Source organism: Rivihabitans pingtungensis (genome assembly GCF_003201855.1).
Lineage (GTDB): Bacteria > Pseudomonadota > Gammaproteobacteria > Burkholderiales > Aquaspirillaceae > Rivihabitans > Rivihabitans pingtungensis.
This window is the reverse complement of record NZ_QJKI01000027.1, coordinates 21,463-46,167: the sequence shown is the minus strand read 5'-3', so window position 1 is coordinate 46,167 and position 24,705 is coordinate 21,463. Positions and strand designations below refer to the sequence as shown.

23 protein-coding genes and 1 rRNA gene are annotated in these 24,705 nt (G+C 63.9%); 9 read left to right on the top strand and 15 right to left on the bottom strand.

Features of this window, described 5'->3' with window-relative positions; genetic code table 11:
* Positions 1 to 92, top strand: a 5S ribosomal RNA gene (gene rrf / locus DFR34_RS17975); the annotation flags it as partial.
* 137 nt (positions 93 to 229) lie between these two features.
* On the opposite strand, the gene DFR34_RS14775 is transcribed toward rrf, so the two are convergent.
* From DFR34_RS14775 to DFR34_RS14730, 10 genes are all read right to left on the bottom strand, one after another.
* The gene (locus DFR34_RS14775) at positions 230 to 730 is read right to left on the bottom strand and encodes a PilZ domain-containing protein (RefSeq protein WP_146215168.1); all 501 of its coding nucleotides are present in this window, start codon (positions 728 to 730) and stop codon (positions 230 to 232) included.
* Positions 720 to 1,568, bottom strand: a complete 849-nt coding sequence (gene serB, locus DFR34_RS14770; RefSeq protein WP_110391924.1) for a phosphoserine phosphatase SerB — start codon at positions 1,566 to 1,568, stop codon at positions 720 to 722. The genes DFR34_RS14775 and serB overlap by 11 nt, the downstream gene beginning before the upstream one ends.
* 44 nt (positions 1,569 to 1,612) lie before the next feature.
* Positions 1,613 to 2,050 (bottom strand): preQ(1) synthase, encoded by a 438-nt coding sequence (gene queF, locus DFR34_RS14765; RefSeq protein WP_110391923.1) that lies wholly within the window; start codon positions 2,048 to 2,050, stop codon positions 1,613 to 1,615.
* A gap of 70 nt (positions 2,051 to 2,120) precedes the next feature.
* A complete protein-coding gene (gene queE, locus DFR34_RS14760) occupies positions 2,121 to 2,753 on the bottom strand; it encodes a 7-carboxy-7-deazaguanine synthase (RefSeq protein ID WP_110391922.1) in 633 nt (210 codons plus the stop codon).
* Positions 2,750 to 3,730: a 6-pyruvoyl trahydropterin synthase family protein gene (locus tag DFR34_RS17970; protein WP_110391921.1), complete on the bottom strand. Its 981-nt coding sequence runs from the start codon at positions 3,728 to 3,730 to the stop codon at positions 2,750 to 2,752. Before DFR34_RS17970 ends, queE begins: the two co-directional genes overlap by 4 nt.
* On the bottom strand, positions 3,721 to 4,392 hold the full coding sequence (queC, locus tag DFR34_RS14750; protein WP_245906909.1) for a 7-cyano-7-deazaguanine synthase QueC: 672 nt from the start codon (positions 4,390 to 4,392) through the stop codon (positions 3,721 to 3,723). The genes DFR34_RS17970 and queC overlap by 10 nt, the downstream gene beginning before the upstream one ends.
* 315 nt (positions 4,393 to 4,707) lie before the next feature.
* Positions 4,708 to 5,334, bottom strand: a complete 627-nt coding sequence (locus DFR34_RS14745; protein WP_110391928.1) for an OmpA family protein — start codon at positions 5,332 to 5,334, stop codon at positions 4,708 to 4,710.
* A 224-nt stretch (positions 5,335 to 5,558) separates the two neighbouring features.
* Positions 5,559 to 6,044 (bottom strand): DUF934 domain-containing protein, encoded by a 486-nt coding sequence (locus tag DFR34_RS14740; protein ID WP_110391920.1) that lies wholly within the window; start codon positions 6,042 to 6,044, stop codon positions 5,559 to 5,561.
* A complete protein-coding gene (locus DFR34_RS14735; RefSeq protein WP_110391919.1) occupies positions 6,025 to 7,686 on the bottom strand; it encodes a nitrite/sulfite reductase in 1,662 nt (553 codons plus the stop codon). Before DFR34_RS14735 ends, DFR34_RS14740 begins: the two co-directional genes overlap by 20 nt.
* Before the next feature lie 113 nt (positions 7,687 to 7,799).
* Entirely contained in the window at positions 7,800 to 8,537 is a 738-nt protein-coding gene (locus DFR34_RS14730) for a phosphoadenylyl-sulfate reductase (RefSeq protein WP_373277979.1), read from the bottom strand.
* A 220-nt stretch (positions 8,538 to 8,757) separates the two neighbouring features.
* Between DFR34_RS14730 and cysB the strand changes: the two genes are divergently transcribed.
* Positions 8,758 to 9,693 carry an HTH-type transcriptional regulator CysB gene (cysB, locus tag DFR34_RS14725; RefSeq protein ID WP_110391927.1) on the top strand — a complete coding sequence of 312 codons (936 nt, stop codon included), beginning with the start codon at positions 8,758 to 8,760 and terminating at the stop codon, positions 9,691 to 9,693.
* A 93-nt stretch (positions 9,694 to 9,786) separates the two neighbouring features.
* On the opposite strand, the gene DFR34_RS14720 is transcribed toward cysB, so the two are convergent.
* From DFR34_RS14720 to DFR34_RS14700, 5 genes are all read right to left on the bottom strand, one after another.
* Entirely contained in the window at positions 9,787 to 10,821 is a 1,035-nt protein-coding gene (locus DFR34_RS14720) for a calcium-binding protein (RefSeq protein ID WP_110391917.1), read from the bottom strand.
* 271 nt (positions 10,822 to 11,092) lie between these two features.
* Complete coding sequence (locus DFR34_RS14715; RefSeq protein WP_110391916.1) at positions 11,093 to 12,904, bottom strand: calcium-binding protein; 1,812 nt, start codon at positions 12,902 to 12,904, stop codon at positions 11,093 to 11,095.
* 443 nt (positions 12,905 to 13,347) lie between these two features.
* The gene (locus tag DFR34_RS14710) at positions 13,348 to 13,761 is read right to left on the bottom strand and encodes an ExbD/TolR family protein (protein WP_110391915.1); all 414 of its coding nucleotides are present in this window, start codon (positions 13,759 to 13,761) and stop codon (positions 13,348 to 13,350) included.
* An 18-nt stretch (positions 13,762 to 13,779) separates the two neighbouring features.
* Entirely contained in the window at positions 13,780 to 14,481 is a 702-nt protein-coding gene (locus DFR34_RS14705) for a MotA/TolQ/ExbB proton channel family protein (protein ID WP_110391914.1), read from the bottom strand.
* A gap of 173 nt (positions 14,482 to 14,654) precedes the next feature.
* Positions 14,655 to 15,305: an energy transducer TonB gene (locus tag DFR34_RS14700; RefSeq protein ID WP_110391926.1), complete on the bottom strand. Its 651-nt coding sequence runs from the start codon at positions 15,303 to 15,305 to the stop codon at positions 14,655 to 14,657.
* On the opposite strand from DFR34_RS14700, the gene DFR34_RS16975 reads away from it, so the two are divergent.
* The 7 genes from DFR34_RS16975 to DFR34_RS14670 all read left to right on the top strand — a co-directional run bounded on the left by DFR34_RS16975 (position 15,304) and on the right by DFR34_RS14670 (position 24,704).
* Entirely contained in the window at positions 15,304 to 15,483 is a 180-nt protein-coding gene (locus DFR34_RS16975; RefSeq protein WP_146215167.1) for a hypothetical protein, read from the top strand. The two genes, DFR34_RS14700 and DFR34_RS16975, sit on opposite strands and share 2 nt — an antisense overlap.
* An 18-nt stretch (positions 15,484 to 15,501) precedes the next feature.
* The gene (locus tag DFR34_RS14695) at positions 15,502 to 17,793 is read left to right on the top strand and encodes a TonB-dependent receptor (protein ID WP_110391913.1); all 2,292 of its coding nucleotides are present in this window, start codon (positions 15,502 to 15,504) and stop codon (positions 17,791 to 17,793) included.
* Between the two features lie 412 nt (positions 17,794 to 18,205).
* On the top strand, positions 18,206 to 19,729 hold the full coding sequence (locus tag DFR34_RS14690; protein WP_146215166.1) for a PepSY domain-containing protein: 1,524 nt from the start codon (positions 18,206 to 18,208) through the stop codon (positions 19,727 to 19,729).
* 159 nt (positions 19,730 to 19,888) lie between these two features.
* Entirely contained in the window at positions 19,889 to 21,889 is a 2,001-nt protein-coding gene (locus tag DFR34_RS14685) for a TonB-dependent receptor (RefSeq protein WP_110391911.1), read from the top strand.
* Between the two features lie 181 nt (positions 21,890 to 22,070).
* Complete coding sequence (locus DFR34_RS14680) at positions 22,071 to 22,901, top strand: hypothetical protein (protein WP_110391910.1); 831 nt, start codon at positions 22,071 to 22,073, stop codon at positions 22,899 to 22,901.
* A complete protein-coding gene (locus DFR34_RS14675) occupies positions 22,898 to 23,959 on the top strand; it encodes a 4Fe-4S binding protein (RefSeq protein WP_110391909.1) in 1,062 nt (353 codons plus the stop codon). The genes DFR34_RS14680 and DFR34_RS14675 overlap by 4 nt, the downstream gene beginning before the upstream one ends.
* On the top strand, positions 23,949 to 24,704 hold the full coding sequence (locus DFR34_RS14670) for an urease accessory protein UreH domain-containing protein (protein ID WP_110391908.1): 756 nt from the start codon (positions 23,949 to 23,951) through the stop codon (positions 24,702 to 24,704). Before DFR34_RS14675 ends, DFR34_RS14670 begins: the two co-directional genes overlap by 11 nt.
* Position 24,705: the final 1 nt, after the last annotated feature.

The following is a 24,705-nucleotide window of genomic DNA, read 5'->3' as shown; positions in this document are numbered from 1 at the left end:
CCCCACTCCTTCCCATCCCGAACAGGACAGTGAAACCACTTCGCGCCGATGATAGTGCGGATTACCCGTGTGAAAGTAGGTCAACGCCAGGCTCCTATTACAGCCCCCTGTAGCTCACGCTACAGGGGGTTTTGTATTTTTAACTCGGGTGTTAATTTGAAACTCAGCCATAAAAAAACGCTGGGGCATATTCTGCCGCAGCGTTTTTTTATGGGTTTGGCAAAGTATTTCAGGCCTGCTCCTGACGTTGCCGGCGGTGCTGACGAAACACAAAATGCGCCCACAAGTCTGCACTGGCCTCGTCTAGCGCCGGCGCCAGGCTGGCGATGGTGTGGCCATCTGCCTGGGTTTGGCAATGCACCGGAAAGGTCAACGGCAGGGGGCAGTGTGTATCCGGGTAAAACGTCAGCGTTGCTGCGCCGCTGGGCTCGTCGGCTTGGCTGCGCCAAGCAAATTGCTCCAGCCCCAGTCGGCATAGCCGGCTGTCGCCGTGCTGTTGTTGTGTGCTGTGGCCCAGCCAGGCCAGGCAGACGTCCAGCTTGGCTTCGATGCGCAACAGCACCGGGTCTTCGCTGGTTTGCTCGGCAGCGCCCAGCAGGCGCAGCGCCAGGCGGGTGTCGTGCTGCTGTGCGGCGCTGATCGGCTGGCTGCTCAGACGGCAGACCAGTTCGGCGTCAAAACTGAGGGTGTTCAGCGTCGGCAGCGGCATGGTGAGGGTGTCAGTCGGCAAAGAGGTTGATCACGCCGTCCAGGCCGCTGTAGCTGAGCGCCACATGCGCCTGATGACGCACCACCGGCTTAGCGTGGTAGGCAATGCCCACGCCGGCGGCGGCCAGCATTTTCAGGTCGTTGGCGCCGTCGCCCGTGGCAAACACCTGGTCGGGGCGCAGGCCCAGCTCGCCGCGCAGCTTGAGCAGCCAGTCGGCCTTGGCTTGCGCGTCGATGATGTCGCCCTTGACCATGCCGGTCAGCCGGCCGTTGACCACTTCCAGGGTGTTGGCGATGGCGTAATCCAGGCCCAGCTCTTGTTTGAGCCGGTTGGTGAAATAGGTGAAGCCGCCGGAAATCAGGCCGATTTTGACGCCCTTGGCCTGGCAGGCGGCAATCAGCTCTTTGGCGCCAGGGTTGAGTTTGACCTTTTTCTCGTACACCACTTTCAGCGTGGTTTCTTTCAGGCCGGCCAGCAAGGCCACCCGCTCACGCAGTGATTGCGAAAAATCCAGCTCGCCCGCCATCGAGCGCTCGGTGATGGCGGCGACTTTATCTTTCAGGCCGAGCATGCCGGCGATTTCGTCGATACATTCGATCTGGATCAGCGTGGAGTCCATATCGGTCATCCACAGGCCAAAGTGGCTGAGGGTAAGGCCGGCCGGCACATAAGCCCAGTCGCATTCCAGCTCGCGGCAGGCTTGCGACACCCATTCCTTGCTGCTCTCCTTGGCGTCGAGAAAACGCCAGGCCGTTTTGCTCAAAGGTTCAATGGCCGGCGAGCCGGCTTCCACGGCCAGTTCGGCCAGCACATCCATGGCCAGCGGTTTGCCCTGGATGATCAGATTCAACGACGACATGGCCTTGCGGCTCCTGCAATGCAAACAAAGCCGGAATTATACCGTCAGCCGGCGTCCGGGCGGCGGTATTCCACCTTGGGCCACAGCGGAATGCCGCCGCGCGGGGTGAAGCGACCTTCCACGCGCAGCCAGCGCGGCTGCAACAGCGCCACCAGATCATTGGCGATGCGGCACACGCAGGCTTCGTGAAACTCGCCATGCATGCGGAACGAGCCCAGATACAGCTTGAGTGATTTGGACTCCACGCACCATTGGTCGGGCTCCATATCAATGACGATGGTGGCGAAGTCGGGCTGGCCGGTCACCGGGCACAGGCTGGTGAATTCCGGGCAACTGATGTTCAGCGTGCCGGTCACCCCGGCCGGGTTGAGCTCGCCACGGGCAAACGGGTTGGGAAAGCGCTCCAGCAGAGCGGCGTCGGGTTGGTCGTAGCGGTAAGTCGTGCCGCTGCCCAGGTGTTGCAGGTGTTCGTGCAGAGTCATGGCCAGGTCTTTACAGGTGAATGCGGCCGAAGCGGCGTGGCCTCGGCAGAAATAACAGCAAAACTCGCCGTCAGCGAATGCGCAGCCATTTGTGCGTTTGCAGCGACAGCTTCCAGCGTGGGTGCGCCAGACAATAGTCCAGCGCCGCCTGTTGGTGTTCCGGGTGGGCGGGATCGTCCAGCGCTTGCAGGTAAAAATGGCGAAAATCCAGATGCGCCACCTGTTCCGGCGTGCAATCCGCCTGCGGGTAAACCAGCTTGAGCTCGTGCCCCCAGGTTTGCGCCAGCCGCGCCTTGCCTTTGGGACTGACGCAAATCCAGTCCAGCCCGCGCGGCGCCGGCAGCGTGCCATTGGTCTCAACCGCCACTTCAAAGCCTTGCGCGTGCAAGGCGTCGATCAGCAAGGCATCCAGCTGCAACAGCGGCTCGCCGCCGGTGCACACCACATAGGGTGTGCCGCCGCCCTGTGCCGGCCAATGGCCGGCAATGCGGCGCGCCAGCGCCTGCGCGTCGGCAAATTTGCCGCCATCCGGGCCGACGCCGACAAAATCGGTGTCGCAGAAGGTGCATTGCGCGCGTGCGCGGTCTTCTTCGCGCCCGCTCCACAGATTGCAGCCGCTGAAACGGCAAAACACCGCCGGTCGGCCACTGTGGTGGCCTTCGCCCTGCAAGGAGTAAAAAATTTCTTTGACGGTGTAGCTCATGCCGCCTCCACGCTGAATAGGCTGCCTTCGCCGGGGCGCTGATAGACATCCACCCGGCACAGTTCCGGGGTATTGGCCAGCTTGGCTGCCGCCCATTGGGCAATGCCGGCGCAATTGGCCACGCTCAGCCCGTCTACTTGGTCCAGCGGATAATGGTCCAACTGTTGGTAAAACGGCTTGAAGCGGGTTTTGACGTCGCCAAAATCCTGCACCCAGCCCATCACCTCGTCCAGTTGACCGCTCAGGTGCAGGCGCAGGCTGTAGCTGTGGCCGGTGTAGCGGCCATGGGCATCGAACGGCGTGGCGGCTTCAAAGCGCTGGGTTTTCCAGATGCGGTGAGTGTGGCCATTGAACTGGCTGCCGGCGGTGGCGGTTTCCCGCACGATCACATGGTCCAGCGCCAATACATCAGCCAATTGCCGCCACAGCCAGGCGCTGATCACCTCGCTGGTGGGGTTTTCCAGGCCGGGAATATCGTTGAGCATGCGTTGATGCAGCAGCGGGCGCAGCCGCGCCCAGGCTTGCTCCAGCTCGGCGTGGCTGGCGGCGGCGCACAGCGTCACGCCAAAGCCGTGACCGTGCAGGCGGCCGCACTGGTGGCCGGGCGGCACATTGGGCAACTGGTGGGCGGCTTCGAAGTCGGCGTGCAGCCAGTGCAGCAGCGGCGTCTGGGCGCTGGCGCGCAATACGCCGCGATCTGGCGCGCTGCGCAGCCACAGGCCGTCAGCGTGCGGCAGATGCCCGGCAATCCAGCCCAGCAGGCTGGCGTCGTCCGGCACGGCAACCGCCTGGTTGAGGTCGGCATAATCCAGCGGCGCCAGCGCAGTGGACAGCGCCGCGCCCACATCGGGCGCGCCGTCGGCCCAGCGCGCGCTGCACAAAAAGCTGTGGCCATGCAGGCAGCGGCGCAGGTCGGCGACGTTGCGCACGCTGCGCGCGGCCTCAAAGCCGCAACTGGCGGCGTGCATCAGCGGCATGCGGCCTCCTCGCGACAGCGCGCCACCAGCGGGTCTTCCACTCCGGCTTCGGCAAAGCCGCGCGCGCGCAGCTGGCAGGCGGCGCATTCGCCGCATGGCGGCACGGCGCCGTGATAACAGGTGTGGCTGTGCGCCAGCGCCGGCAAGGCGCCGACATCGGCGGCCAGACGCACGGTGTCGGCCTTGCTCAGCTGCATCAGCGGCGCGTGCACGGCAATGGCGCGATCCAGCCCCAGGGTCAGCGCCTGTTGCAGCGCCGCCAGTGTGGGCGCGCGGCAATCCGGGTAGCCGGAATAATCGGTTTGCGCCACGCCCACCACCAGGTGATCGAGCTGGCGTTGCCAGGCCAGCGCGGCGGCAAAGGTCAGGAAAATCAGATTGCGGCCAGGCACAAAGGTGTTGGGCAACTCGCTGTCGCCATCGGCGCGCAGGCCTGTTTCTGGGGCCATGGCCACGTCGGTCAGCGCATTGCCGCCCAGGGCGCTAAAGGTGTTGATGGGCAGCAGGTGCTGGCGCACGCCGGCGTCGGCGGCAATGCGCGTGGCGGCGGCCAGTTCCACGCGGTGGCGTTGGCCGTAGTCGAAAGTGACGGCTTCGACATGGTCAAAGCGGCGCAGCGCCCAATACAGGCAGGTGGTCGAGTCTTGTCCGCCCGAAAGCACGACAAGCGCCCGCCCACCGGAATGGTCGGTAGCAGGTGACATCATTGGCAGGGTCCGATAAACAGTCGGTGTGCGCCCTTCACGGCGAAGGGCTTGCCCGCGCTCGGGATCGGTCTCACCCGGCGCGCAACGCCTTGTTGGCGTCAAAGGCGGGCAGTATACGGGAAAATACGCAATAAAGGGGCACGATGGCGCGCTGAGGGCATGGAGAGGGCTTCACCCGGATGGGGTGCAGGCGGCAAGCCCGTGGTGTACTGAGCGGACATAAAAAAACCCCGCGACAGGCGCGGGGTTTTTTGCACGAGGCAAGGGGAATTACTTGGCAGCTTGCACGCCAGTGATTTCCACTTCCACGCGACGATCCGGCTCCAGGCAGTCCTTCAGCTTGGCGTAGGACAGCTTCTTGGCCTTGCAGGTTTCGGTCATCTTGGTTTCGGTTTCGCCCTTGCCGACGGCGGTCACTTTGTCGGCCGGGATGCCGTTAGCCACGAAGTAGGACTTCACGGTGTTGGCGCGGCTTTCCGACAGCTTCTGGTTGTACTTGTCGGAGCCCAGGTAGTCGGTGTGGCCTTCGACCACAACGCCTTGCAGGTTGGCGCCGTGTTGCTTGATCTTGGCAACAACCGGGTCCAGCTCAGCCTTGGCTTGCGGACGCAGGTTGGCCTTGTTGAAGCCGAACAGCACCTTGGCGGACAGGGCGATGCGCTCCTTGCTCACGGTCGGGGCAACGGCTTTCGGGGCGGCAGCAACAGCGTCGCCGCACTCGGCCAGGCCGTTGGCCTTGTCGAAGTAGGTGGTCTTCCAGCATTCGCCGTAGCTGTTGCGGGTCACAGCGTCGGTGCTTTGATCAACCACATAGCCCGGCTTGGCGGCGTGGGCCTGGGCGGAAAACAGAGCGACGAGCAGCGCGCCAGCCAGACCGCTGAGTTTCAGTTTGTTCATGGTATTCATCCGTGTGCCTCTTTCGTTAGAGAGTGTATTAAGCAGATAGCATGTGTTGTGCGTGCCGCAAGCAACAGGAAACGGTGGCTCGCAGTTACCGGGAATATAGGTTTTTGACTATATATTGTCAATTCGACCGGCATCCACAACTGTGGCGAGCAAGCAACATGTCTCTGACTCGCCACACACAATAACGCTATCAGGCCTGTGTTGCAGCCATCCTGTCAGCGCGCATGGCGGAACAAAGGCTGCTGACGCAGGAAAGTCTGCTGGTAGCCTAGGCTGAAGTCATGCAAACCAGCGATATCTTTGGCCGGATCGCGGTCTTCTCGCAGCGAAAAGGCGTTAAAACCGACTTGTTCCAGCGGATAGAGCTGGTCACGCAGCACATCGCCAATCGCACGCAATTCGCCGGCAAAACCGTAGCGTTCACGCAACAGTCGGCCAATGCTGTAGCCGCGTCCGTCGGCGAATTGCGGGAAATCTACGGCAATCACCGGCAGTTCGGCCGCCGCGCCGGCCAATTCGGCCGGGTCGTCGGCCGGGGCCAGCCAGACGCCAGTGTCGGCGGCGGCGCGGCTGTCGCGCAGGGTTTTCCACAGCGCCAGCGGCAGGATGGCCGGGCCTGCCGGCGCGCCGGCCTCGGCGTCGCGCACCAGGGTCCAGGCGTCGTCGATGATCTGGCGATCTTTAATGAGCGGCTTGGGCATAGACCTTCTCCTTGAACGGTTCCACGCCAATGCGGCGGAATGTGTCGATAAAACGTTCGTCAGCGTGACGTTGGGCCAGGTACACGTCGATGATTTTTTCGATCACGTCAGGCATGGCGTCCTGGGCGAACGACGGGCCAATCACCTTGCCCAGGCTGGCGTGTTCGCCCTGGCTGCCGCCCAGCGACACCTGATACCACTCGCTGCCCTGCTTATCCACACCCAGAATGCCGATATGGCCGATGTGGTGGTGGCCGCAGGCGTTCATGCAGCCGGACATGTTCAGCTCCAGCTCGCCGATGTCGTGCTGATAGTCCAGATTGTCAAAGCGCTGCTGGATAGCGGCGGCGATGGGGATGGACTTGGCGTTGGCCAGCGAGCAGAAATCCCCGCCCGGGCAGCAGACGATGTCGGACAGCAGGCCGATATTCGGCGTGGCAAAGCCGGCGGCGCGGGCTTGCTCCCACAGCGCGAACAAATCGGTTTCCCGCACATCGGCCAGAATCAGGTTTTGCTCGTGCGACACGCGCAGCTCGCCAAAACTGTAGGCGTCGGCCCAGTCGGCCACGGCGTCCAGCTGCTCGGCGGTGGCGTCGCCCGGCGGCACGCCAGTGGCCTTCAGCGACAGGGTGACGGCGCGATAGCCGGCCACCTTGTGCTTCAGGGTGTTGCGCGCCACCCAGCGGGCAAAGGCCGGTGATTCGGCCAGCTTGGCGGTAAAGGCCGGGTCGTCGGCGTTGAGGGTTTCATACGCCGGGGCGGTGAAAAATTCGGCCATGCGAGCGAATTCGCCATCCGGCACGGTGGCCGGGCCGTCTTTCAGGTGCGACCATTCTTCTTCCACCTTGGCGGCAAAGCCGTCGGCGGTCATCGCCTTGACCAGAATCTTGATGCGCGCCTTGTACTTGTTGTCGCGGCGGCCAAAGCGGTTGTACACGCGCAGGATGGCGTCCAGATAGGTCAGGATGTGCTTGGCCGGCAGGAATTCACGAATCACGCTGCCAATCATCGGCGTGCGGCCCAGGCCGCCGCCGACGATCACGCGAAAGCCCACTTCGCCCTCGGCATTGCGCACGGCGTGCAGGCCGATGTCGTGCACCAGGGTGGCGGCGCGGTCTTGCTCGGCGCCGGACACGGCAATCTTGAACTTGCGCGGCAGGTAGGTGAATTCCGGGTGGAAGGTGCTCCACTGGCGGATGATTTCGCAATACGGGCGCGGATCCACCAGCTCGTCGGCGGCCACGCCGGCAAATTGGTCCGTGGTGGTGTTGCGGATGCAATTGCCCGAGGTCTGGATGGCGTGCATTTCCACTTCGGCCAGCTCGGCCAGGATGTCGGGCACGGTTTCCAGCGCCGGCCAGTTGAATTGCAGATTCTGGCGGGTGGTGAAGTGGCCGTAGCCACGGTCGTAAGTGCGGGCAATGTGCGCCAGCTTGCGCACCTGGCGCGAGGACAGCATGCCGTAGGGCACCGCCACGCGCAGCATCGGCGCATGGCGCTGCACATACAGGCCGTTCATCAGCCGCAGCGGGCGGAATTCATCTTCGCTCAGTTCGCCGGCCAGGTAGCGGCGGGTTTGGTCGCGGAACTGGGCGACCCGCTCATTGACCAGGCGAAAGTCAACTTCGTCGTAACGATACATGTGGCGTCTCGGGGATAAGGATCAGGGGCGGAGCGCGGCTTGGCGCGGCGCACAACAATCAGTGCAGCGCGCGTCTCGTCAGGCACGCTGCATTGAGTTGGGTTGGCGGGCGCTTAGCTGCCGGGACGGCGCAGCGGCGAGGCTTTCAGATGCAGGCCACACTCCTTGGAGTCGGGGTTTTCCCACCACCAGCGGCCGGCGCGGACGTCTTCGCCCATGGAAATCGCCCGGGTACAGGGCGCGCAGCCGATGGAGGGGTAATGCTGGTCGTGCAGGGCGTTGTACGGCACGTCGTGGGCGCGCAGGTATTCCCACACTTCGGCTTCGGTCCATTCAATCAGCGGATTGAACTTCCACAGGCCGTTGTCGGCGTCGAACTCGCGGTCGGCCAAGTCCACGCGGGTCAGCGACTGCTGACGGCGCAGGCCGGTGATCCAGGCCTGGCGGCCGGCCAGCGCGCGCTTGAGCGGCTCGATCTTGCGCACCGCGCAGCACGCCTTGCGCTGCTCCACCGACTGGTAAAAGCCGTTGATGCCGTGTTCGCGCACGTATTGCTCGGTGGCGGCGGTCTGCGGGAAGTACACCGTCACCGGGTGGCTGGGGTAGCGCTCACCCACTTGTTGCAGCAGGGTGTAGGTTTCCGCCGGCAGGCGGCCGGTGTCCAGGCTGAAGATTTCAATGCCCAGGCCCAGTTTGGCGATCAGGTCGGTGAGCACCATGTCTTCCGCGCCCAGGCTGTTGGCGAAAACCGCCGGGGAGAAATCACGGGCAATGCTGGCAAGCAGCTGCTCGGTGGCGGGAAGTTTGTCGGCGTAGGCCATGCGGCAAAGCTCCAGAGTGGGAATCGTCATGCGGGCCGAGCCGCCGCCGGCGACGCCATGCCCATCTGCGGCCAACCCGCGCCGCGCGCTGGGCGCGCACTGGGGGATGAAACCGAAGCGGCATCTTACCCAAAGCTCAAGCGCACGCAAAAGAATAATGTGTTAGCATTTAAGAGCAGCTGGTTATTTGCCAACCCTGGCGGCCATGGCCCAGCCTGCCCGCCGCCCCTGTCTGATTGAACCACGCCCCATGAAACTGCAACAGCTCCGTTATTTGGTCGAAGTCGCCAAGCAAGGCTTGAACGTCTCTGAAGCCGCCGAAACCCTGCACACCTCCCAGCCGGGCATCAGCAAGCAAATCCGCCTGCTGGAAGACGAATTGGGCATTCAGGTGTTTATTCGCAACGGCAAGCGCGTGGTGGCGGTGTCCGAGCCGGGCAAGCAGGTGCTGCGCATTGCCGAGCGCATCCTGCGCGAAGCCAAAAACCTCAAGCGCGTGGGCGAAGAGTTCGCCAGCGAGGCCGAAGGCAGCCTGATCATCGCCACCACGCACACCCAGGCGCGCTATGCGCTGCCAGAAACCATCCGGGCGTTTCGCCAGCACTACCCGAATGTGCGCCTGCAACTCAAGCAAGGCAACCCCACGCAGATCTGCGATATGGTGGTGGCTGGCGAGGCGGACTTCGCCATCGCCACCGAAGGCATCCTGCTGTACAAAGAGCTGGCCGCCCTGCCCTGCCACAGCTGGAACCGCAGCGTGGTGGCCCCGCACGGCCACCCGCTGACCGAGCTGAATCGCCCGATTACCCTGGCCGATATCGGCGCCTATCCCATCATCACCTACGACACGGCGTTTACTGGCCGCACCCGCATCAATCACGCCTTTGAGCAAGCCGGGGTCACCCCCAATCTGGTGCTGACCGCCATCGACACCGACGTGATCAAAACCTATGTCGGCATTGGCCTGGGCGTGGGCATTATCGCTTCGATGGGTTACGAGCCCGAGCGCGACCGCGACTTGGCGGCGCTGGACGCCAGCCATCTGTTCGAGCCGTCCATCACCAAGATTGGCATCCGCAAAGACGCCTACCTGCGCGGCTTTGCCTATACCTTTATTGAACTGTTTGCCCCACACCTGACCCGCGCCAAGGTGGACGAAGCCATTCTGGCCGGCCAACAGCCCTGACGATTGTTTGCCGTTTGCCTGAGCCAAAAAACACGCCCCCGGCGCGCAAGCGCCAGGGGCGCCGTCTTGTCAGTTCCCGCAAGCACACATGCTTCAGCCGAAGCTGATGTCCGCCATGCTCAGCGTATGCGCTCCAGCCAGCTTGATGGCCAGATCCGACGCCGCCCAGGTCGGGTCGGCGGTGGTGTCCATGACCAGATACGTATCACCTTGCCAGACAAACTGGGTCAGCGCCGGCTGCGTGTAGGTGGTGGTTTGATGGATGGCCTGTGCCAGCAGGCTGGCCAGTGTGTCTCCGGCTTGTACGGCGAGAGTGTGAATGGTGGTCGGCGCAGCAATGCCGGCAGGCAGGCCAAAGCTGAGCGTGTCAGCGCCTTGGGTGAAATCGGTGATCAGCACCGTGTTGTCGCTCTCGGTATGGTTGCCGCTGTAGCCGGCCTGAAAACGGAATACATCATTGCCGGCGCCGCCGGTCAGCGTGGCTCCTTGCTGGGCGGCCGGGCCGCTGTCCAGGCGCAAGGTGTCGTTGCCGGCGCCGCCATCCAGCACATCCACTCCGCCACCGCCGTCCAGCAGATTGTCACCGCTGTTGCCGATCAGGGTTTCGTTGCCCAGCCCGCCCACTGCGCTCAGATTGGCCGTGCCTTGCAGCTCGACGCGCTCGATGCCTTCATAGATCACGGCGTATGGCTTGCTGGTGTCGAAATTGAAGTTGCCCATGGTCACCGAGGTGTAGGCTTTGACCACGTCCACGCTGGCGTCGGTGCCGGTATCCCAGATTTGATTGTTGCGGCCCACTACCCAATACGTGTCGGCGCCTTCGCCGCCATCGGCCATGTCGCGGCCAGTCAGATAAAGGATGTCATTGCCGTCCTGGCCGCTCAGAATATCCACTTCAGCATCGACGGTCACGCCGTCAATATTGCCAATCAGGATGTCATCGCCGGCACCCCCCAGCAGGAAATCTCCCCCTGTGCCGCCGATCAGCACATTGGCGCCATCGTTGCCAGTGAGGAAATTGTTTCCTGCATTCCCTGTGCCATTTACATCAGCCGAGCCGGTGAGTTGCAGATGGTCTTCCCCTGCGCCCAGGGTGTAGTCGGTCGAAGCGGTGATGATGATCGCCATGATTTAATCCTCTTCTTCGTGAAGGTGCGAACATTCGCCAGGTAAAGTTAATTTAAATAACAATGGCTCGCAATTCGTGCGAATACGGTTACTGCCAGGTAACTTGCTCAGGGGGTTTTGGGCGAGGGTTGTGAATGTTAACTGTTTTTTCGTGATGGAGTTTTCCCAGAGCGCAGAAAGAACAGCACAAAAAACGGAAGGCCAGTGGCCTTCCGTTTGACATGGCCGCGCCATATTGCCGCGCGGCCTGATTCATGCCATGTGCTGACAATCAGGCAAAGCTGAAGTCCGCCAGGGTCAGCGTCGGCGCACCCGCCAGTTTGATGGCCAGATTGCTGCCCACCCAGCTCGGGTCGGCCGTGCTGTCCAGCACCAGATAGGTTTCCCCGCCCCAGACAAACTGGCTCAGCGCCGGCATGGTGTAGGTGGAGGTCTGGTGCGAGGCGCGCGCCATCAGCGTGGACAAGGTATCGCCCGCCTGCACCGCCAGGGTGTTGATCTGGCCGGGCAGATACAAGCCAGAGGCAATGCTCAGGCGGATGGTGTCCACCCCGTGGGTAAAGTCGCTGATGACCAGTGTATTGCTGCCGGTGGCGTGGTCACCGCGATAGCCGGCATCAATCCAGAACGTATCATTGCCGCCATTGCCGGTCAGCGTGGCGCCTTGCTGGTAGTCGATGCCATTGCTCGGTGTGGCGGTGACGTGCAGCACATCATTGCCAGAGCCGCCCGTGGTCGGGCTGCTCGGTGCGGCCAGGCCAAAATCGGCCAGCGTCAGGGTTTTGGCGCCGTTCAGCTTGAAGGCCAGGTCGGTGCTGGCAAAGCTGCTGCTGGTGCTGGTGTCCAGCACCACATAGGTATCGCCGTTCAGGGTGAATTGGCTCAGCGCTTGCGGTTGGGCGGCCGTGGCCTGATTGCTGGCTTGTGCCAGCAGGCTGGCCAGGGTGTCGCCAGCTTGCACATTCAGCGTGGTCAGGGTGTTCAGCCCGGCATGCGACAGGTTGATCCAGTCTTGGCCCTGGGTGAAGTCGGTGATGGTGATGGCGGCCGTCCCTACGGTGTGATTGCCGGCAGCGTTGCTGGCAAAGCGGAATTCATCGATGCCGGCACCACCGGTCAGCGTGGCGCCGGTTTGCAGCGAGCCGACCCGCAGCACGTCATTACCGTCACCACCATTGAGGCTATCCACGCCGCTGCCGCCATCCAGCAGATTATTGCCGCTGTTGCCGGTCAGGGTGTTGTTCTGGTTGTTGCCGTAACCGTCAATGTTCAGCGAGCCGCTCAATTGCAGGTTTTCGATTTGTGCGCTCACCAAAGACGTGCCTACTTTATTGGCAGGGTCAAGGGAGATCGATTCGTCCGAAATCACCGTATCCACACCGCCATAATCACCGACGAAATTGTTGCCGCCAGTCAGCACAAAGACATCATCGCCATATCCGCCCAGCAAGAAGTCGCTGCCATTGGCGTACAGCGTGTCGTTACCGTTGCCACCATCCAGGGTGTCGCGCAAGGTGTCTTGCATGGCGAACAGGGAATTGTCTGCATAGAGTGTGTCGTTGCCATCACCACCATACAGACTGTCTGCGCCGCCATTGCCAGCCAGCAGGTTATTGCCGCTGTTGCCGATCAGCGTTTCGGCAGTAAACCCCCCGGCTGCGTCCAGGTTGGCCGAGCCTTGCAGCTCAATCCGCTCAATGCCGCCACTGGAGAAAGAGTACTCGGTGACGTCGCTGCGGCCCGAATCACCCTGGAAGAACGACACCGAGGCTTTGACGGTATCCACGCCAGTGCTGCCGTCATCAATTGTCAGGTTATAGGAGCCCGACACCCAATACGTATCCGCCCCCTCGCCGCCCTCGGCAAAGTCATTGCCATCCAGATACAGCACATCGTTGCCGGCGCCGCCATCCAGCCAGTCATTGCCGCCCAGGCCGTTGAGCACATTGGCGCCCGCATTGCCGATGATCTGGTTATTGCCGGTATTGCCCGAACCATTGATATTGCCCGTGCCTTGCAATGTTAGATTGTCTTCACCTGCGCCCAGGGTGTAGGTGGTGCTGCTGGAGATTGTTGTTGCCATGATGTTTTCCTCTCGATTCGCTGGTATGCGAAAGTTCGCCCTACAAAGTTAATTAATTTTACACATGCGGACAAGCGGAGAAACAAAAAATGATATTTGATTTTTGCTATGCGGCTCGCGCTGCGGGACTATGCACGGGAATTACGTAGAAATACGGAGTAAGTGTTTGCCGGGGTGGGTGGCAAAAATTGCCGGGATCAATAGTAATGTAAATTGTTATTACAAATACGGTAGTTGAAACAAGTGCTTGTCAGCTTGAGCATCACCGGTATCAGTCGGCAAAATTTTCATTTGCATAAAATATGTCGATACCAATCCGTGTGTCTGCTTTTTGCGACAGTTACCAAACGGTAACCTTATGGCATTATTTGGCGTTCAACAAAAAATGCCGCGCCAGGATGACTCCGGCACGGCATGGCTGAAAAAATGTTCGCTGGCAACACTCAGGGCGCGGGCTCAGTGACAAAGGCAATCTTCACCAGCCCCGCCTGCTGGGCGCTGGCAATCAAGCCGGCCACCGCCTCATAAGGTGTATGGCGGTCGGCGCGCAAATGCAGCTCGGGTTGCTCGGCCGCCACGGCGGCCAGCTTGGCGGCCAGCTGCTCGTGCGGCAGCGGCGCATCGTCCCAGAACACCTGCCCCTCGGCGTTCAGCGCCACACGCACCACCCGAGGCTCGTCGGGCAAAGGCGCGGCGCTGGCCTGCGGCAAATCCAGCACCACCGCCTGCTGCAACACCGGCGCGGTGATCAAAAAAATCACCAGCAGCACCAGCATCACGTCCACCAGCGGCGTGGTGTTGATCTCGGCCAGCGGCGGCGGGTGGCCGCCCTGACGGGAAAACGATGAAAAAGCCATGGTTCAGTCTCCTGGTGTTCAGGCGCGCGCATTCGGGGTGACGCGCACACCCGCAGCCAGCAAGGCATGCAGGCCGTGGGCAAAGCCGTCCAGATGCGCCAGCGTCAGCCGGTTGGCGCGGGTGCAGGCGTTGTAGGCCAGCACCGCCGGAATGGCGACAAACAAGCCGGCGGCGGTCATCACCAGCGCTTCGCCCACCGGGCCGGCCACTTGATCAATGCTCATGCGCGATGCGCCAGACAGGCCGATCAGCGCGTGATAAATCCCCCACACCGTGCCAAACAAGCCAACAAACGGCGCCGTGGCGCCCACCGACGCCAGAAAGGTCAGGCCGGATTCCAGCCGCGCCTGGGCGTGGGTCAGCGCCTGTTGCAGGCTGCGGCCGATGAATTCGCTGGCGTCCACCCCAGCGCCGATGCCGCCGCCCGCGCGCTGCTGCTCGTAGGCGCGCGCCGCCTGTTCAGCTTCCTGCGCCAAACCAGCAAACACCCCGCTGGCGTCTTCGGCGCGCAGGGCGGTCAGCGCCGCCTCACGCGACGGCGCCGCCCAAAAAGCCGGCGTCGCCACCCGCACCGTGTGGCGCACACGCCAGTGCGCCCACACCTTGCCCAGCATCACCGTCCAGCTCCACACCGACATCAGCAAAAGCGCCAGCGCCACCGTATGCGACACCGCGTCGCCTTGCGCCCAGAAATGGGCCAATCCAAGAGATGCATTCATGCAGATTTCCTTACGGGTAACTGAAAACAAAAACGGCCAGGCGTTTGGCTCGACAAGACAGTGCACCACGCACAACACGCAGCAAAGCCTTCCTGGCCAGGCGTGCGTCGGTCAATCAGAGCGGCATACGGCAAGGCCGCACCAGCACGTCAGGCGAGTTGGCTGCGCGGCGCTCAGGATGCGTTCTCCAGCCGGAACACAATCGGCACCAGCACGCTGGCGGCCACGGCTTCTTCGCCGCGCCGCGCCGGCACAAAGCGCCACTGGCGCACGGTGGCCAGCGCGGCCTCGTCCAGGCGCGCATAGCCGCTGCTGTGGCGCACCTCCACCTGTTCGGCCCGCCCTTGGGCGCTGACGCGCACGCTGAGCTGCACCCGGCCTTCTTCGCCATTGCGCCGCGCCATGGCCGGGTAGGCCGGCGCCGGGTTGTGCAGGTAGTCGGCGTCAAAGCGCGGCGCCGTCGGGGCAGCCTCGGCGACGGCGGTCGGATGGGCTGGCGCGGCGGCGGCGGGAGCAGGAACGGCGCTTGGCGCGCTGGCGGCGCTGGGCGCGGTGGGGCTGGCGGGCGCACGCGGCGCCGCCAGCGGCATCGGCCGCGCCGCCTTGGGCGGGGTGGGCGCGGGCTTGGGTTTGACCATGGGCTTGGCCGCTGGGGCGGGCGTCGCGGCAGGGAGCGCGGCCAGCATGCGCACCTGCATTGGCAAGGCGCGCGGCGCTTGCGTGGCTTGTGCGGGCGAGCCGCTCCACAAGGCGGCCAGGGCCGCGCCATGCGCGCACATCGCCAAGACGGCAATCGGCGCGTGATCACGCAAGGTGTGGGCCATGGCGTCGTCCCTCAAATCAAAACTGGCAAAGGCCGTCACCATAGCAGCCGGATCCCGGCTTGTCGTGCGACAAAATGCCGCATTCCCGCCCGTGCGCGATTTGCCCATACTGCCGGCCGACTCAGCCCCACCAGCATTGCGTGATGGCGGCAAAACATTGATTTACAAAAAAATATAATTTACCCGGAGCCCTGCCATGTCCTCTCTCTCCTCGCCCGTGCGCCCGCTGACCCTGGCGGTGTGCGCCGCGCTCGCGGCGCTCTCTGCTGTTTCCGCATTCGCCGACGAAGCCCGGCTGGGCGAAGTGCTGGTCAGCAGCGGCCGCGACAGCGCCGCGCCGGTCAACCTGCCCGCGTCGCAGGCCGGCATGAGCGCCGCGCAGCTTGCCGCCGCGGTGAATGTGATCAACACCGAGGACGTGGTGAAATACCTGCCCAGCGTGCAGGTGCGCAAACGCTATATTGGCGACCGCAACAGCATCATCGCCACCCGCACCTCGGGCCAGACCAGCAGCGCGCGCTCGCTGGTGTATGCCGACGGCGTGTTGCTGTCCAATTTGCTGGGCAACCGCTATGACTTTCCGCCGCGCTGGAATATGGTGTCGGCCGACGAAATCAGCCGGGTGGACATGGTGTATGGCCCGTTTGCCGCGGAATTTCCCGGCAACTCGGTGGGTTCGGTGGTGCTGCTGAACACCCGCGCGCCAGACAAATTTGAAGCCCACGTCAAGGCGCAGGCCTTCCGTGAGGATTTCTCGCTGTACGGCACCCAGCAGCATTACGACGGCAATAAACTGGAAGCCAGCCTGGGCGGTCGCACCGGTACGCTGGCCTGGCAGCTGGACGCCAGTCATCTGGACAGCCACGGCCATCCGATGACCTTTGCCACCAACCCCAGCCACTACACCGGCAGCGCCGCCGCCACGGCGGTCAGCGGCGCGCAGCGCGACACCGACCCCTACGGCGCCAGCCGGCTGGTGCTGGGCGCCACCAGCGTTGATCACACCACGCAAGACAGCGCTCGCGCCAAACTCACCTGGGACATCACTCCCACCCTGCGCGCCAGCTATCAGCTGGGCTACTGGCAAAACCGCTCGGATTCGACGGTGGACAGCTATCTGCGCAATGCTGCTGGCGAGGCGGTGTATAGCGGGATTGTCAGCATCGACGGCCAGAAATACACCCTCGGCACGCTGTTTGCCCCCAGCCAGCGCCAGGAAGCCCACCTGAGCAATGCGCTGACCCTGGCCAGCCACAGCGGCGGCGAATGGGATTGGCAGGCGGTGGCCAGCGATTACCGCTATCTGAAAGACCACAGCCGCGCGCCCAGCGTGGCCATTGCCAACCCGCGCCAGGGCGGCGCCGGGCGCATCACCCTGATGGACGGCACCGGTTGGCAAACCTTTGACCTCAAGGCCGACTGGCGGCCAGGCGGCAGCCGCGCCAGCGAGCACCAACTGCGCTTTGGCTACCACTACGACCGCTACACCCTGGACAGCCGCACCTACGCCACCAATGACTGGCTCAGCGGCGTGCAGGGCGCGCAAACCGACGCCTTTGCCGGCCACACCAGCACCCACGCGCTGTTTGTGCAAGACACCTGGCGCTTTTTGCCCGACTGGCGGCTGACCCCCGGCCTGCGCTACGAGCGCTGGCAAGCCTGGGGCGGACGCACGCTGACCGCAGGCAAAGCATTCAACCACGCCGAGCGCGACAACAATTACTGGTCGCCCAAGCTGGCGCTCAGTCACGACCTCAACCCCGACCTGACCCTGCGCGCCGCCTGGGGCCGCGCCTGGCGCATGCCGACCGTGTCCGAGCTGTTCCAGGGCAGCGCCGCCGGCAGCAACAGCATCGTCAACAACGACCCCACGCTGCGCCCGGAACGCGGCGACACACTGGAGCTGGCCGCCGAATACGCGCTGGGCGCCGACGGCCAACTGCGGCTGAGCGCTTTTCAGGAATCCCTGCGCGACGCGCTGCTGTCGCAGACCAACACCACGGTCAACCCCAATATCACCAATATCCAGAACATCGACCGCGTGCGCACCCGTGGCCTGGAGCTGGCCGCCAAAGCCAGCGACGTCGGCCTGCGCGGCCTGGACCTGAGCGGCAGCCTGACCTGGGCGCACTCACGCGTGCTGGCCAACAGCAAAAACCCGACTTCGGAAGGCAACGCCTACCCCGGCATCCCCACCTGGCGCGCCACCCTGCTGGCCACCTGGCGGCAGAACGAAGCGCTCAGCTACAGCCTGGGTGCGCGCTACAGCGGCAAACAAGCCTACGACATCAACAACACCGCCACCTACGACGCCAGCCAATACGGCGTCAACAGCCGCTACCTGCTGGTGGACGCCCGCGTGCAATACAAGCTGAACAAGCAATTCACCGTCTCGGCTGGCGTGGACAACCTCAACAACGACAAGAGCTTTGCCTACCATCCGATGCCGCAACGCACCTGGCACGCAGAAGTGAAGTTTGATTATTGACCCCGCCGCGCTCGCCTGGCCCGGCAGCGGCGCCGGATGGAGGGCGTCTATGTTGGTTTGTTCTGCCCATTCAGCGCACTGCACTTTGTGCCCAGCCGGGTTTGGGGTTCCCCATAAAGCCCGCTGAGCATCGCAGCCAGCCCGGGGGCAGTCCGGCCCGGTTGTTTGAGCGGCAGCGCAGCTGACGCGAGTTTCCGGGACGGCCCGGGCTGGCGAGAAGCGCAAGGGACCACCGTCGCCGCAGGCGGCGGACGGGCGGGCGTCCTGGGGTCGCCTTTCTTTGCCTACTTTCTTTGGCGAAGCAAAGAAAGTAGGGCGCGCACGGGGCGCTGACCCGTCTCAAAAACACTGCGCGTCAGCGCAAACCACGCCGCCTGAACAGGCGGCATGGTCATATCCCTTGGAATTTTCGGTGAAACGCACGCTTTTTATCCTCCACCGCTGGCTGGGCATCGCCCTGGGCCTGTTCATGCTTATCTGGTTTTTCTCCGGTCTGGTCATGGTCTACGCCGGCGCATCCCGTGTTGACAGCCACACCCGGCTGGCGCACAGCCAAGCTTTGCCCGAATCCGCCCCGCCGCTGAGCGCTGGCCAGGCCTGGCGACGCGCCTGGCCACAGCGTGCCGATGAGGCGCCGGCCGAGGCGCGGCTGATGATGCAAGCTGGCGAGCCAATGTGGCTATTGATTGATCTGGCTGGCCAGCGCCACATGCTGTCTGCCGTGGATGGCCGGCGCGTCTCCACCGACGCGGCGCGCGCCGTGCGGCTGGCGCAAGACTGGGCGGGCGCCGCAGGCCGCGCCGCCACGCCGAGTTTTATTGAAACCGTGCGCGCCGATGCCGGCACGCGCATGATGAATTTTGACCCTTTCCGCCCCTTGCACCGCGTGGCGCTGAACGACGCCGACGGCAGCCAGCTGCATATCTCCGCCAAAACTGGCGAAGTGGTGCGCGTCACCACCACCATCAGCCGCACGCTGACCTGGCTGGGCAGCTGGCTGCATTTTTTCCGGCCGCTGGACGACATCGGCCTGGGCGAGCAACGCAAGGACATTCTCACCTGGAGCGCCTTCGCCGCCTGCTTTGCCGTGCTGACCGGCCTGTGGGTGGGTTGGCAGCGCTGGCGGCCGGGCTGGTTTGGCCAGCGCCGCTATGGCAGCGGTCAGGTGCATCCCTATCGTGAACGCTGGCCGCGCTGGCATTTCTGGCTGGGGCTGACCGGCGGCGGTTGGGCGATGCTGTGGATTTTCAGCGGCTTTCTGGCCAACAACCCCTGGCATCTGTTCAGCCACGCCGGCATCAGGCCGGCCGAGCTGGCGCGCTACCACGGCGGCGGCTTGCCGGCTGGCGCGCTGGATTGGCGCGCGCCGCTGGCCACGCCGTCGGTGGAGCTGCACTGGCGTCGCCTGGGCGAACACGCGGTGTTGCTGGCCCACCAGGCCGATGGCCGCGTCAGCCGTCTGAGCGAATTTGGCGCGCCCCAAGCCGTCAACGCAGACCGCCCGACCTTCAGCGCCGATGAACTGGCGCGCGCCGCCCTGCGCCTGTATCCCGGCGCCCAGGTGACGCAAAGCGACTGGCTGAGCGAAGGCGACGCCTATTACTACCCGCGCCCGCGTGGCGACGATGCGCTGGACAAGCCGTTTCCGGTGCTGCGCCTGCAACTGGACGACGCCAGCGCCAGCTGGCTCTACCTCGACCCGGCCACCGGCCAATTGCTCAAGCGGGTGGACCGCAGCCGCCGCGCCTACCGCTGGCTGTTCAACGCCCTGCACAGCTGGGATGTGCCGGTGTTGCGCAGCCGCCCGCTGTGGGACGGCTGGATGATCATCGCCAGCGTGCTGGGCATCGGCCTGGGCGTCACGTCGCTGGTGGTGGGCGGCAAGAGGCTGGCGCGCACGCTGACGCCCAGGACGCGCCGCCGCCAGCCCAGCTGAGCGTCACAAAACCCTCCTGGCGTTGTTGCATGGCGCTCGCACTGTTTGCGCGCGCCCAGCTCGTTGCGCTGAGTTTTGTGAGCAGCTTTAAACCAAACGCACACCCAAACCTCCTCGTCGAGCTGGCGCGCCAAAGATATCTTCACTTGAGGAGAACCCATGTTTCGCCTGTCTCATCTGGCCTGGCGGCTGAGCAGCATTTTTGTCGGCGCCACGCCGCTGCTGACGCTTGCCGCTGAGCCAAGCACCGAACTGAACCCGCTGGTGATCACCGCCACCAAAACCCAGAAAGCCCTGCGTGATGTGCCGGCTGCCGTGTCGGTGATCAACCGCGAGACCATCGAGCAATCGCCAGCGAGCACGGTGGACCAGCTGCTGCAAGGCGTGCCGGGGGTGTATGCGGCGCGGATGGATGCCTCGTCGCCCAACCGCATTGCACAAACTTACACGCGCGGCTTGCCGGGCAACAGCCGCACGCTGGTGTTGCTGGATGGCGTGCCAATGAATGTGCTTTACGATGGCCAAGTGGATTGGTCGCAGTTGAGCACTCAGGATATTGAGCGTGTGGAGATTGTGCGCGGGGCCAGCTCTGGCCTGTACGGCGCCAATGCCATGGGCGGGGTGATTCATGTCTTGTCCCGTGCGCCCGAAGCCGGCAGCGTGACCCGGCTGGGGGCAGAGTATGGCAGCATGAACAGCAAGCGGCTGACGGCGTCGCATTCGTATGGCGCCGGCCCAACCTCGCTGCGGCTGTCGGCCAGCCATTTTTCCAGCGACGGCTATACCATGTGGCGCCCGGACGCCACGGTGCCCACCGCCAACCAGGACGCCATCGGCACGGTCAAGCAAAATGCTTCGCTGAAAGTGACGCACGAGCTGAGCGCGCAATCGCTGCTGGAGGCCGGGGTCAGTTACCTGAAAGACGAAGCCACCGGCTTTTATCGACCGGGTGCGCCAGGCTATCAGCCCTCCACCCGTGAACAATGGCTGCCCAGCGTGCGCTATGTGCGCGAAGCCGACGGCGCCAGCACCACCGCCATGGTGTACGCGCGGCAGGGCAAACAATGGGCCGATACCTTGAGCACGCCAAGCTACCGCAGCATTGCCGAAAAAGGCCTGTACCAAGACCGTACCGTGGGCGGCAATATCCAGCATGCCTGGACACTGACGCCCGGGCAGCAACTGACCGTGGGCGTGGATTATCTGGACGGTGACCTCCGCAACCATTTTGATTATCCCGGCAGCGCGCGGCTGCGCGACACGCGCGGCGATGTGCGGCGCTACGGGCTGTTTGTGCAAGATGACCTGCAACTGACTCCACGCTGGAATCTGAATCTGGCCGCGCGCTACGACCACTGGAAAACCGGCGGCAATCAAACCGACAGCGGTGCGGGACAACCCAATTCAGCCTACCGCAGCCAAACCGACAGCAAGCTGTCGCCCAAATTGGCCACTTTGTTCAAATTGAATGAGGCGGTCAATGTGCGCGCCAGCGCCGGGCAGGCGTTCAATCTGCCAGACATGTTCAATTTGTATGCCGACACCAAACGCGGCAATGTCACCTATTGGGCCAATCCGGCGCTGACCCCAGAAAAGGTCAATGCCTATGACTTTGGCGTGGATGTGTATTTTGGCCAGATGGGGTATGCCAAGGCCACGGCATATTACAACGACGCCAAGGACTTTATTTATTCGGTGCAGCGTAACGCCAGCAATGTAGACAAGATCAATATTGGCGCGGTGACCACGCGAGGGCTGGAGCTTGAGGCGGTGTATCGCCTGTTGCCGACGCTGACGCTGACCGGCAGTTACACCTTGAATCAATCCAAAATCGTCAAGAACCCGCGCGATGTCAGCCTGCAAGGCAAGCGCCTGACCAATGTGCCGCGCCAGCAGGGATTTTTGAAGGCAGACTATCACTGGGCGCCAGGCAGCACACTGTTTGCCACGTTCAACCATGTGGGCAAACGCTACGGCAATGACGCCAACACCACCGAATATCAAGCCTATTCCACAGTGGATATTGGCCTGAGCCACGCGCTGGGCAAGCAGCTGACTGCGCGCTTGAGTGTGGCCAATGTGGCGGACAAACAGTATGACGGGATTGGCTATATTGCCCCTGGCCGCACGGTGACGGTGGGGGTACAGGCCACATTCTGAGCAGAATCTCACCACAATAAAATGGGTGACTGTTGGCGTATGCGCCAATGGGGCAGCGCCATGGTGCTGCCCATTTTTTTATCTGTCATGATCGTGATCTGCTGCGACATTATGTCGCAGAGAGGGGGTTGGTAGAACTACTATAATCCGCCGCATCTTTGATTCTCTTGGCAATTGAGATATGGCCCTGTTTTCACACTGGCGGTCTATCGGCCTGGGCTTAGCCGGCATCGGGCTGGCGAGCGGCGCGCTGGCGGCACCGGCGCCACATGCGCATGCCGCCGCCACTGAGCGCCCGACCTGGACGCGCTATCCGCTGCTGCAAGCGCAAGCCGCACGCGGCGAATCCGCCGGCGGTGTGCGCATCGACGCGGTCAATCTGCCTGCCCCAACCCTGGTCATGCACACGGTGGCGCGAACGGATGGCCAAACGCTGAGCGGCTGGCGCGCCAGCCGCGAGCAGGCCGGCAGCGGCCATGTCTGGTTCAGCGCCAGCGGCGCGCGCGATGACCACACCGTGCTGCGCGCCAGCACCCATGTCTATTTGCCCGGCAAGCCGCTGTCACCCTCCGCCTTGCTGGCGCAGCGCCGCGACGGGCTGGAGATTGTGCCATTGCGCCTGCCGGAACATGGCGGCGTGCGGGAAACCAGCCAGTGGCGCTTTCAGGTGCGCTTCAATGGTCAGCCGCGACCCAATGTCGGCGTGGAGCTGCTTACCGAGCCCGGCACGCGCCGAGTGTGGGTCAGCGACACGCGCGGCGAGGTGGAAGTCACTTTTCCGCGTGATTTTCCCGAGGCGGCGCTGACAGGCCCCAACCCGATGAACGCCAGCCAGGGCTTTGTGCTGGCGGTCAACCAGGCCATCGACGGGCGCAACTATCTGAGCACCTACGCCCACCGTTACTACCCGGACCGCATGCGCGAACGCAGCCTGGCTGCCGGCGTGGGCGCGCTGGGCTTTGGCATGGTGCTGGCCGCCCCCTTGATCCGACGCAAACGGGAGCGCGCATGAAATCCATTTTGTCTGGGCTGTCTTTAGGGCGTGTGCGCCTGAGTGTGCAACTGCTGATGCTGCTGCTCACCGTCTGGGGGGCCAATCTGGTGGGCTATTACGCGGCAGAAAAAATCTCCACCGCGCTGCCGGCCTTGTCTTGCGCCTACGACACACAAAACGGCGGCTATTGCGCGCTGGTGCCCTTGCAGCATCAGCTGGATCATCAGGTGGGCGCCGCACTGGCGCGCGCCCAGCAGGTGGCGCTGCAAACCTTCTTGCCGCTACTGCTCACCCTGGGCAGCTTTTTATTGGCTTATCTGCTGCTGGGCAAGGCGTTTTGCGCCTGGGTGTGCCCGCTGGGCACGGTGCAGGAATGGCTATACCGGCTGGGGCGCAAGCTGGGGCTGGCGCGGCGCACCGTGGCCCCGACGCGGCTGCGCTGGCTGCGGCCGGTGAAATGGCTGGTGTTGCTGGGGCTGGTGTTTGCCTTGCCGCTGGCCGCCGGCCTGGGCGTGGCCCCGCATTCGGCAGGCAACCCCTATTGCGATGTCTGCCCGTCGCGGATTGTCACCACCTTGCTGACCGGCCAGACCGACGAGCTGGCGCTGAAAGTGGGCGGCGATGCGCTGGGGCTGGCGTTGAGCCTGATTGGCAACACGGTGGCCGGCTTTGTGTTGCTGGCCAGCCTGGCCGTGCGCCAGCCGTTCTGTCGGGTGTGCCCGATGTTGGCCATGAATGCGCTGGCGCGCCATGTGTCGCTGCTGCGTCTGGACAAGCGCGAACACAGCAAATGCGCGCAGTGCGGCATTTGCAGCCGCGCCTGTCCGATGGATATCCCGGAAATCCACCACCAGCACGGCCGCCGGGCCTTCACCGAAGATTGCACGCTGTGCGGGCGCTGCGCCGAATACTGCCCGGATGATCAGATCATCCGCGTGCGGGTGGGCCCGCTGGCCGCGTTCAGCTCCTCGCGCGACTACTACAAGCGTCAGGTCAAACGGGAAACCCCGGATGGCGAACGCAAGGTGATTCGCATCGCCCGCGCCAAACCGGTGGACAGCAGCCATGGCGGCTGATGCCTCGCTGACCGGTGTGCTACTGCTGGGGGCCTCGCTGGGACTCACCGCCTGCGCCGCCACCTGCATGCCCTTTATCGGCGCCTGGACGCTGGCTGGCGCTGGCGGCGCACGCGCCGGGCTGCGCGATGCGCTGAGTTTTTTGGGCGGGCGCTGGTTGGCCTATACCAGCCTGGGCGCGCTGGCGGCCAGCCTGGGCGACTGGTTTCTCCAGACCCTGCGCTCCGGCGTGGGCAATGCGCTGATTGGCGTCGCAGCGCTGGCCTGCGCCGGCCTGCTGTTACGCCCAAGCGCCCCGCACACCGCCGCCGCGCTGTGCCATCGCGCCGGCCGCATCGGGCTGAGCTCGCCCTTTTTGCTGGGCATGGCGCTGACCCTGATTCCCTGCACGCCATTGGCCACCTTGCTGACCACCGCCGCCGCCAGCGCCGACCCCGGCCAGGGCGCGCGGCTGGGCATGGCGTTTGGCGCGGGGGCCTTGCTGACGCCCATGCTGGCGCTGATTCCGGCCTGCGCCGCGCTGGGCCAGCGCCTGCGCGTCGAACACCCCTGGCTTGCCCCCTGCCTGCGGGTGGGCGCGGCGCTGGTGCTGGCGCTGATGGGCTGGCGGCGGCTGGCCACCGTGTCGGCTGCCTGGGCCACGCTGGCCTTGGCGCTGGGTGCCGCCGCAGTGGCCATGGCCCACCTGCGCCAGCGTCGACGCGTGCGGCGGGTGATCCCCATTGCCCCGCTGGCGCGGCCATAAA

Bases quoted from the DNA above. Each gene is read 5' to 3' on its own strand.
- serB (WP_110391924.1), bottom strand. From the start codon at position 1,568: ATGTCGTCGTTGAATCTGATCATCCAGGGCAAACCGCTGGCCATGGAT.
- queF (WP_110391923.1), bottom strand. From the start codon at position 2,050: ATGACTCTGCACGAACACCTGCAACACCTGGGCAGCGGCACGACTTAC.
- queE (WP_110391922.1), bottom strand. From the start codon at position 2,753: ATGAGCTACACCGTCAAAGAAATTTTTTACTCCTTGCAGGGCGAAGGC.
- DFR34_RS17970 (WP_110391921.1), bottom strand. From the start codon at position 3,730: ATGCCGCTGATGCACGCCGCCAGTTGCGGCTTTGAGGCCGCGCGCAGC.
- DFR34_RS14745 (WP_110391928.1), bottom strand. From the start codon at position 5,334: ATGAACAAACTGAAACTCAGCGGTCTGGCTGGCGCGCTGCTCGTCGCT.
- DFR34_RS14740 (WP_110391920.1), bottom strand. From the start codon at position 6,044: ATGCCCAAGCCGCTCATTAAAGATCGCCAGATCATCGACGACGCCTGG.
- DFR34_RS14735 (WP_110391919.1), bottom strand. From the start codon at position 7,686: ATGTATCGTTACGACGAAGTTGACTTTCGCCTGGTCAATGAGCGGGTC.
- DFR34_RS14730 (WP_373277979.1), bottom strand. From the start codon at position 8,537: ATGACGATTCCCACTCTGGAGCTTTGCCGCATGGCCTACGCCGACAAA.
- cysB (WP_110391927.1), top strand. From the start codon at position 8,758: ATGAAACTGCAACAGCTCCGTTATTTGGTCGAAGTCGCCAAGCAAGGC.
- DFR34_RS14720 (WP_110391917.1), bottom strand. From the start codon at position 10,821: ATGGCGATCATCATCACCGCTTCGACCGACTACACCCTGGGCGCAGGG.
- DFR34_RS14715 (WP_110391916.1), bottom strand. From the start codon at position 12,904: ATGGCAACAACAATCTCCAGCAGCACCACCTACACCCTGGGCGCAGGT.
- DFR34_RS14710 (WP_110391915.1), bottom strand. From the start codon at position 13,761: ATGGCTTTTTCATCGTTTTCCCGTCAGGGCGGCCACCCGCCGCCGCTG.
- DFR34_RS14705 (WP_110391914.1), bottom strand. From the start codon at position 14,481: ATGAATGCATCTCTTGGATTGGCCCATTTCTGGGCGCAAGGCGACGCG.
- DFR34_RS16975 (WP_146215167.1), top strand. From the start codon at position 15,304: ATGGCGTCGTCCCTCAAATCAAAACTGGCAAAGGCCGTCACCATAGCA.
- DFR34_RS14700 (WP_110391926.1), bottom strand. From the start codon at position 15,305: ATGGCCCACACCTTGCGTGATCACGCGCCGATTGCCGTCTTGGCGATG.
- DFR34_RS14695 (WP_110391913.1), top strand. From the start codon at position 15,502: ATGTCCTCTCTCTCCTCGCCCGTGCGCCCGCTGACCCTGGCGGTGTGC.
- DFR34_RS14685 (WP_110391911.1), top strand. From the start codon at position 19,889: ATGTTTCGCCTGTCTCATCTGGCCTGGCGGCTGAGCAGCATTTTTGTC.
- DFR34_RS14680 (WP_110391910.1), top strand. From the start codon at position 22,071: ATGGCCCTGTTTTCACACTGGCGGTCTATCGGCCTGGGCTTAGCCGGC.
- DFR34_RS14675 (WP_110391909.1), top strand. From the start codon at position 22,898: ATGAAATCCATTTTGTCTGGGCTGTCTTTAGGGCGTGTGCGCCTGAGT.
- DFR34_RS14670 (WP_110391908.1), top strand. From the start codon at position 23,949: ATGGCGGCTGATGCCTCGCTGACCGGTGTGCTACTGCTGGGGGCCTCG.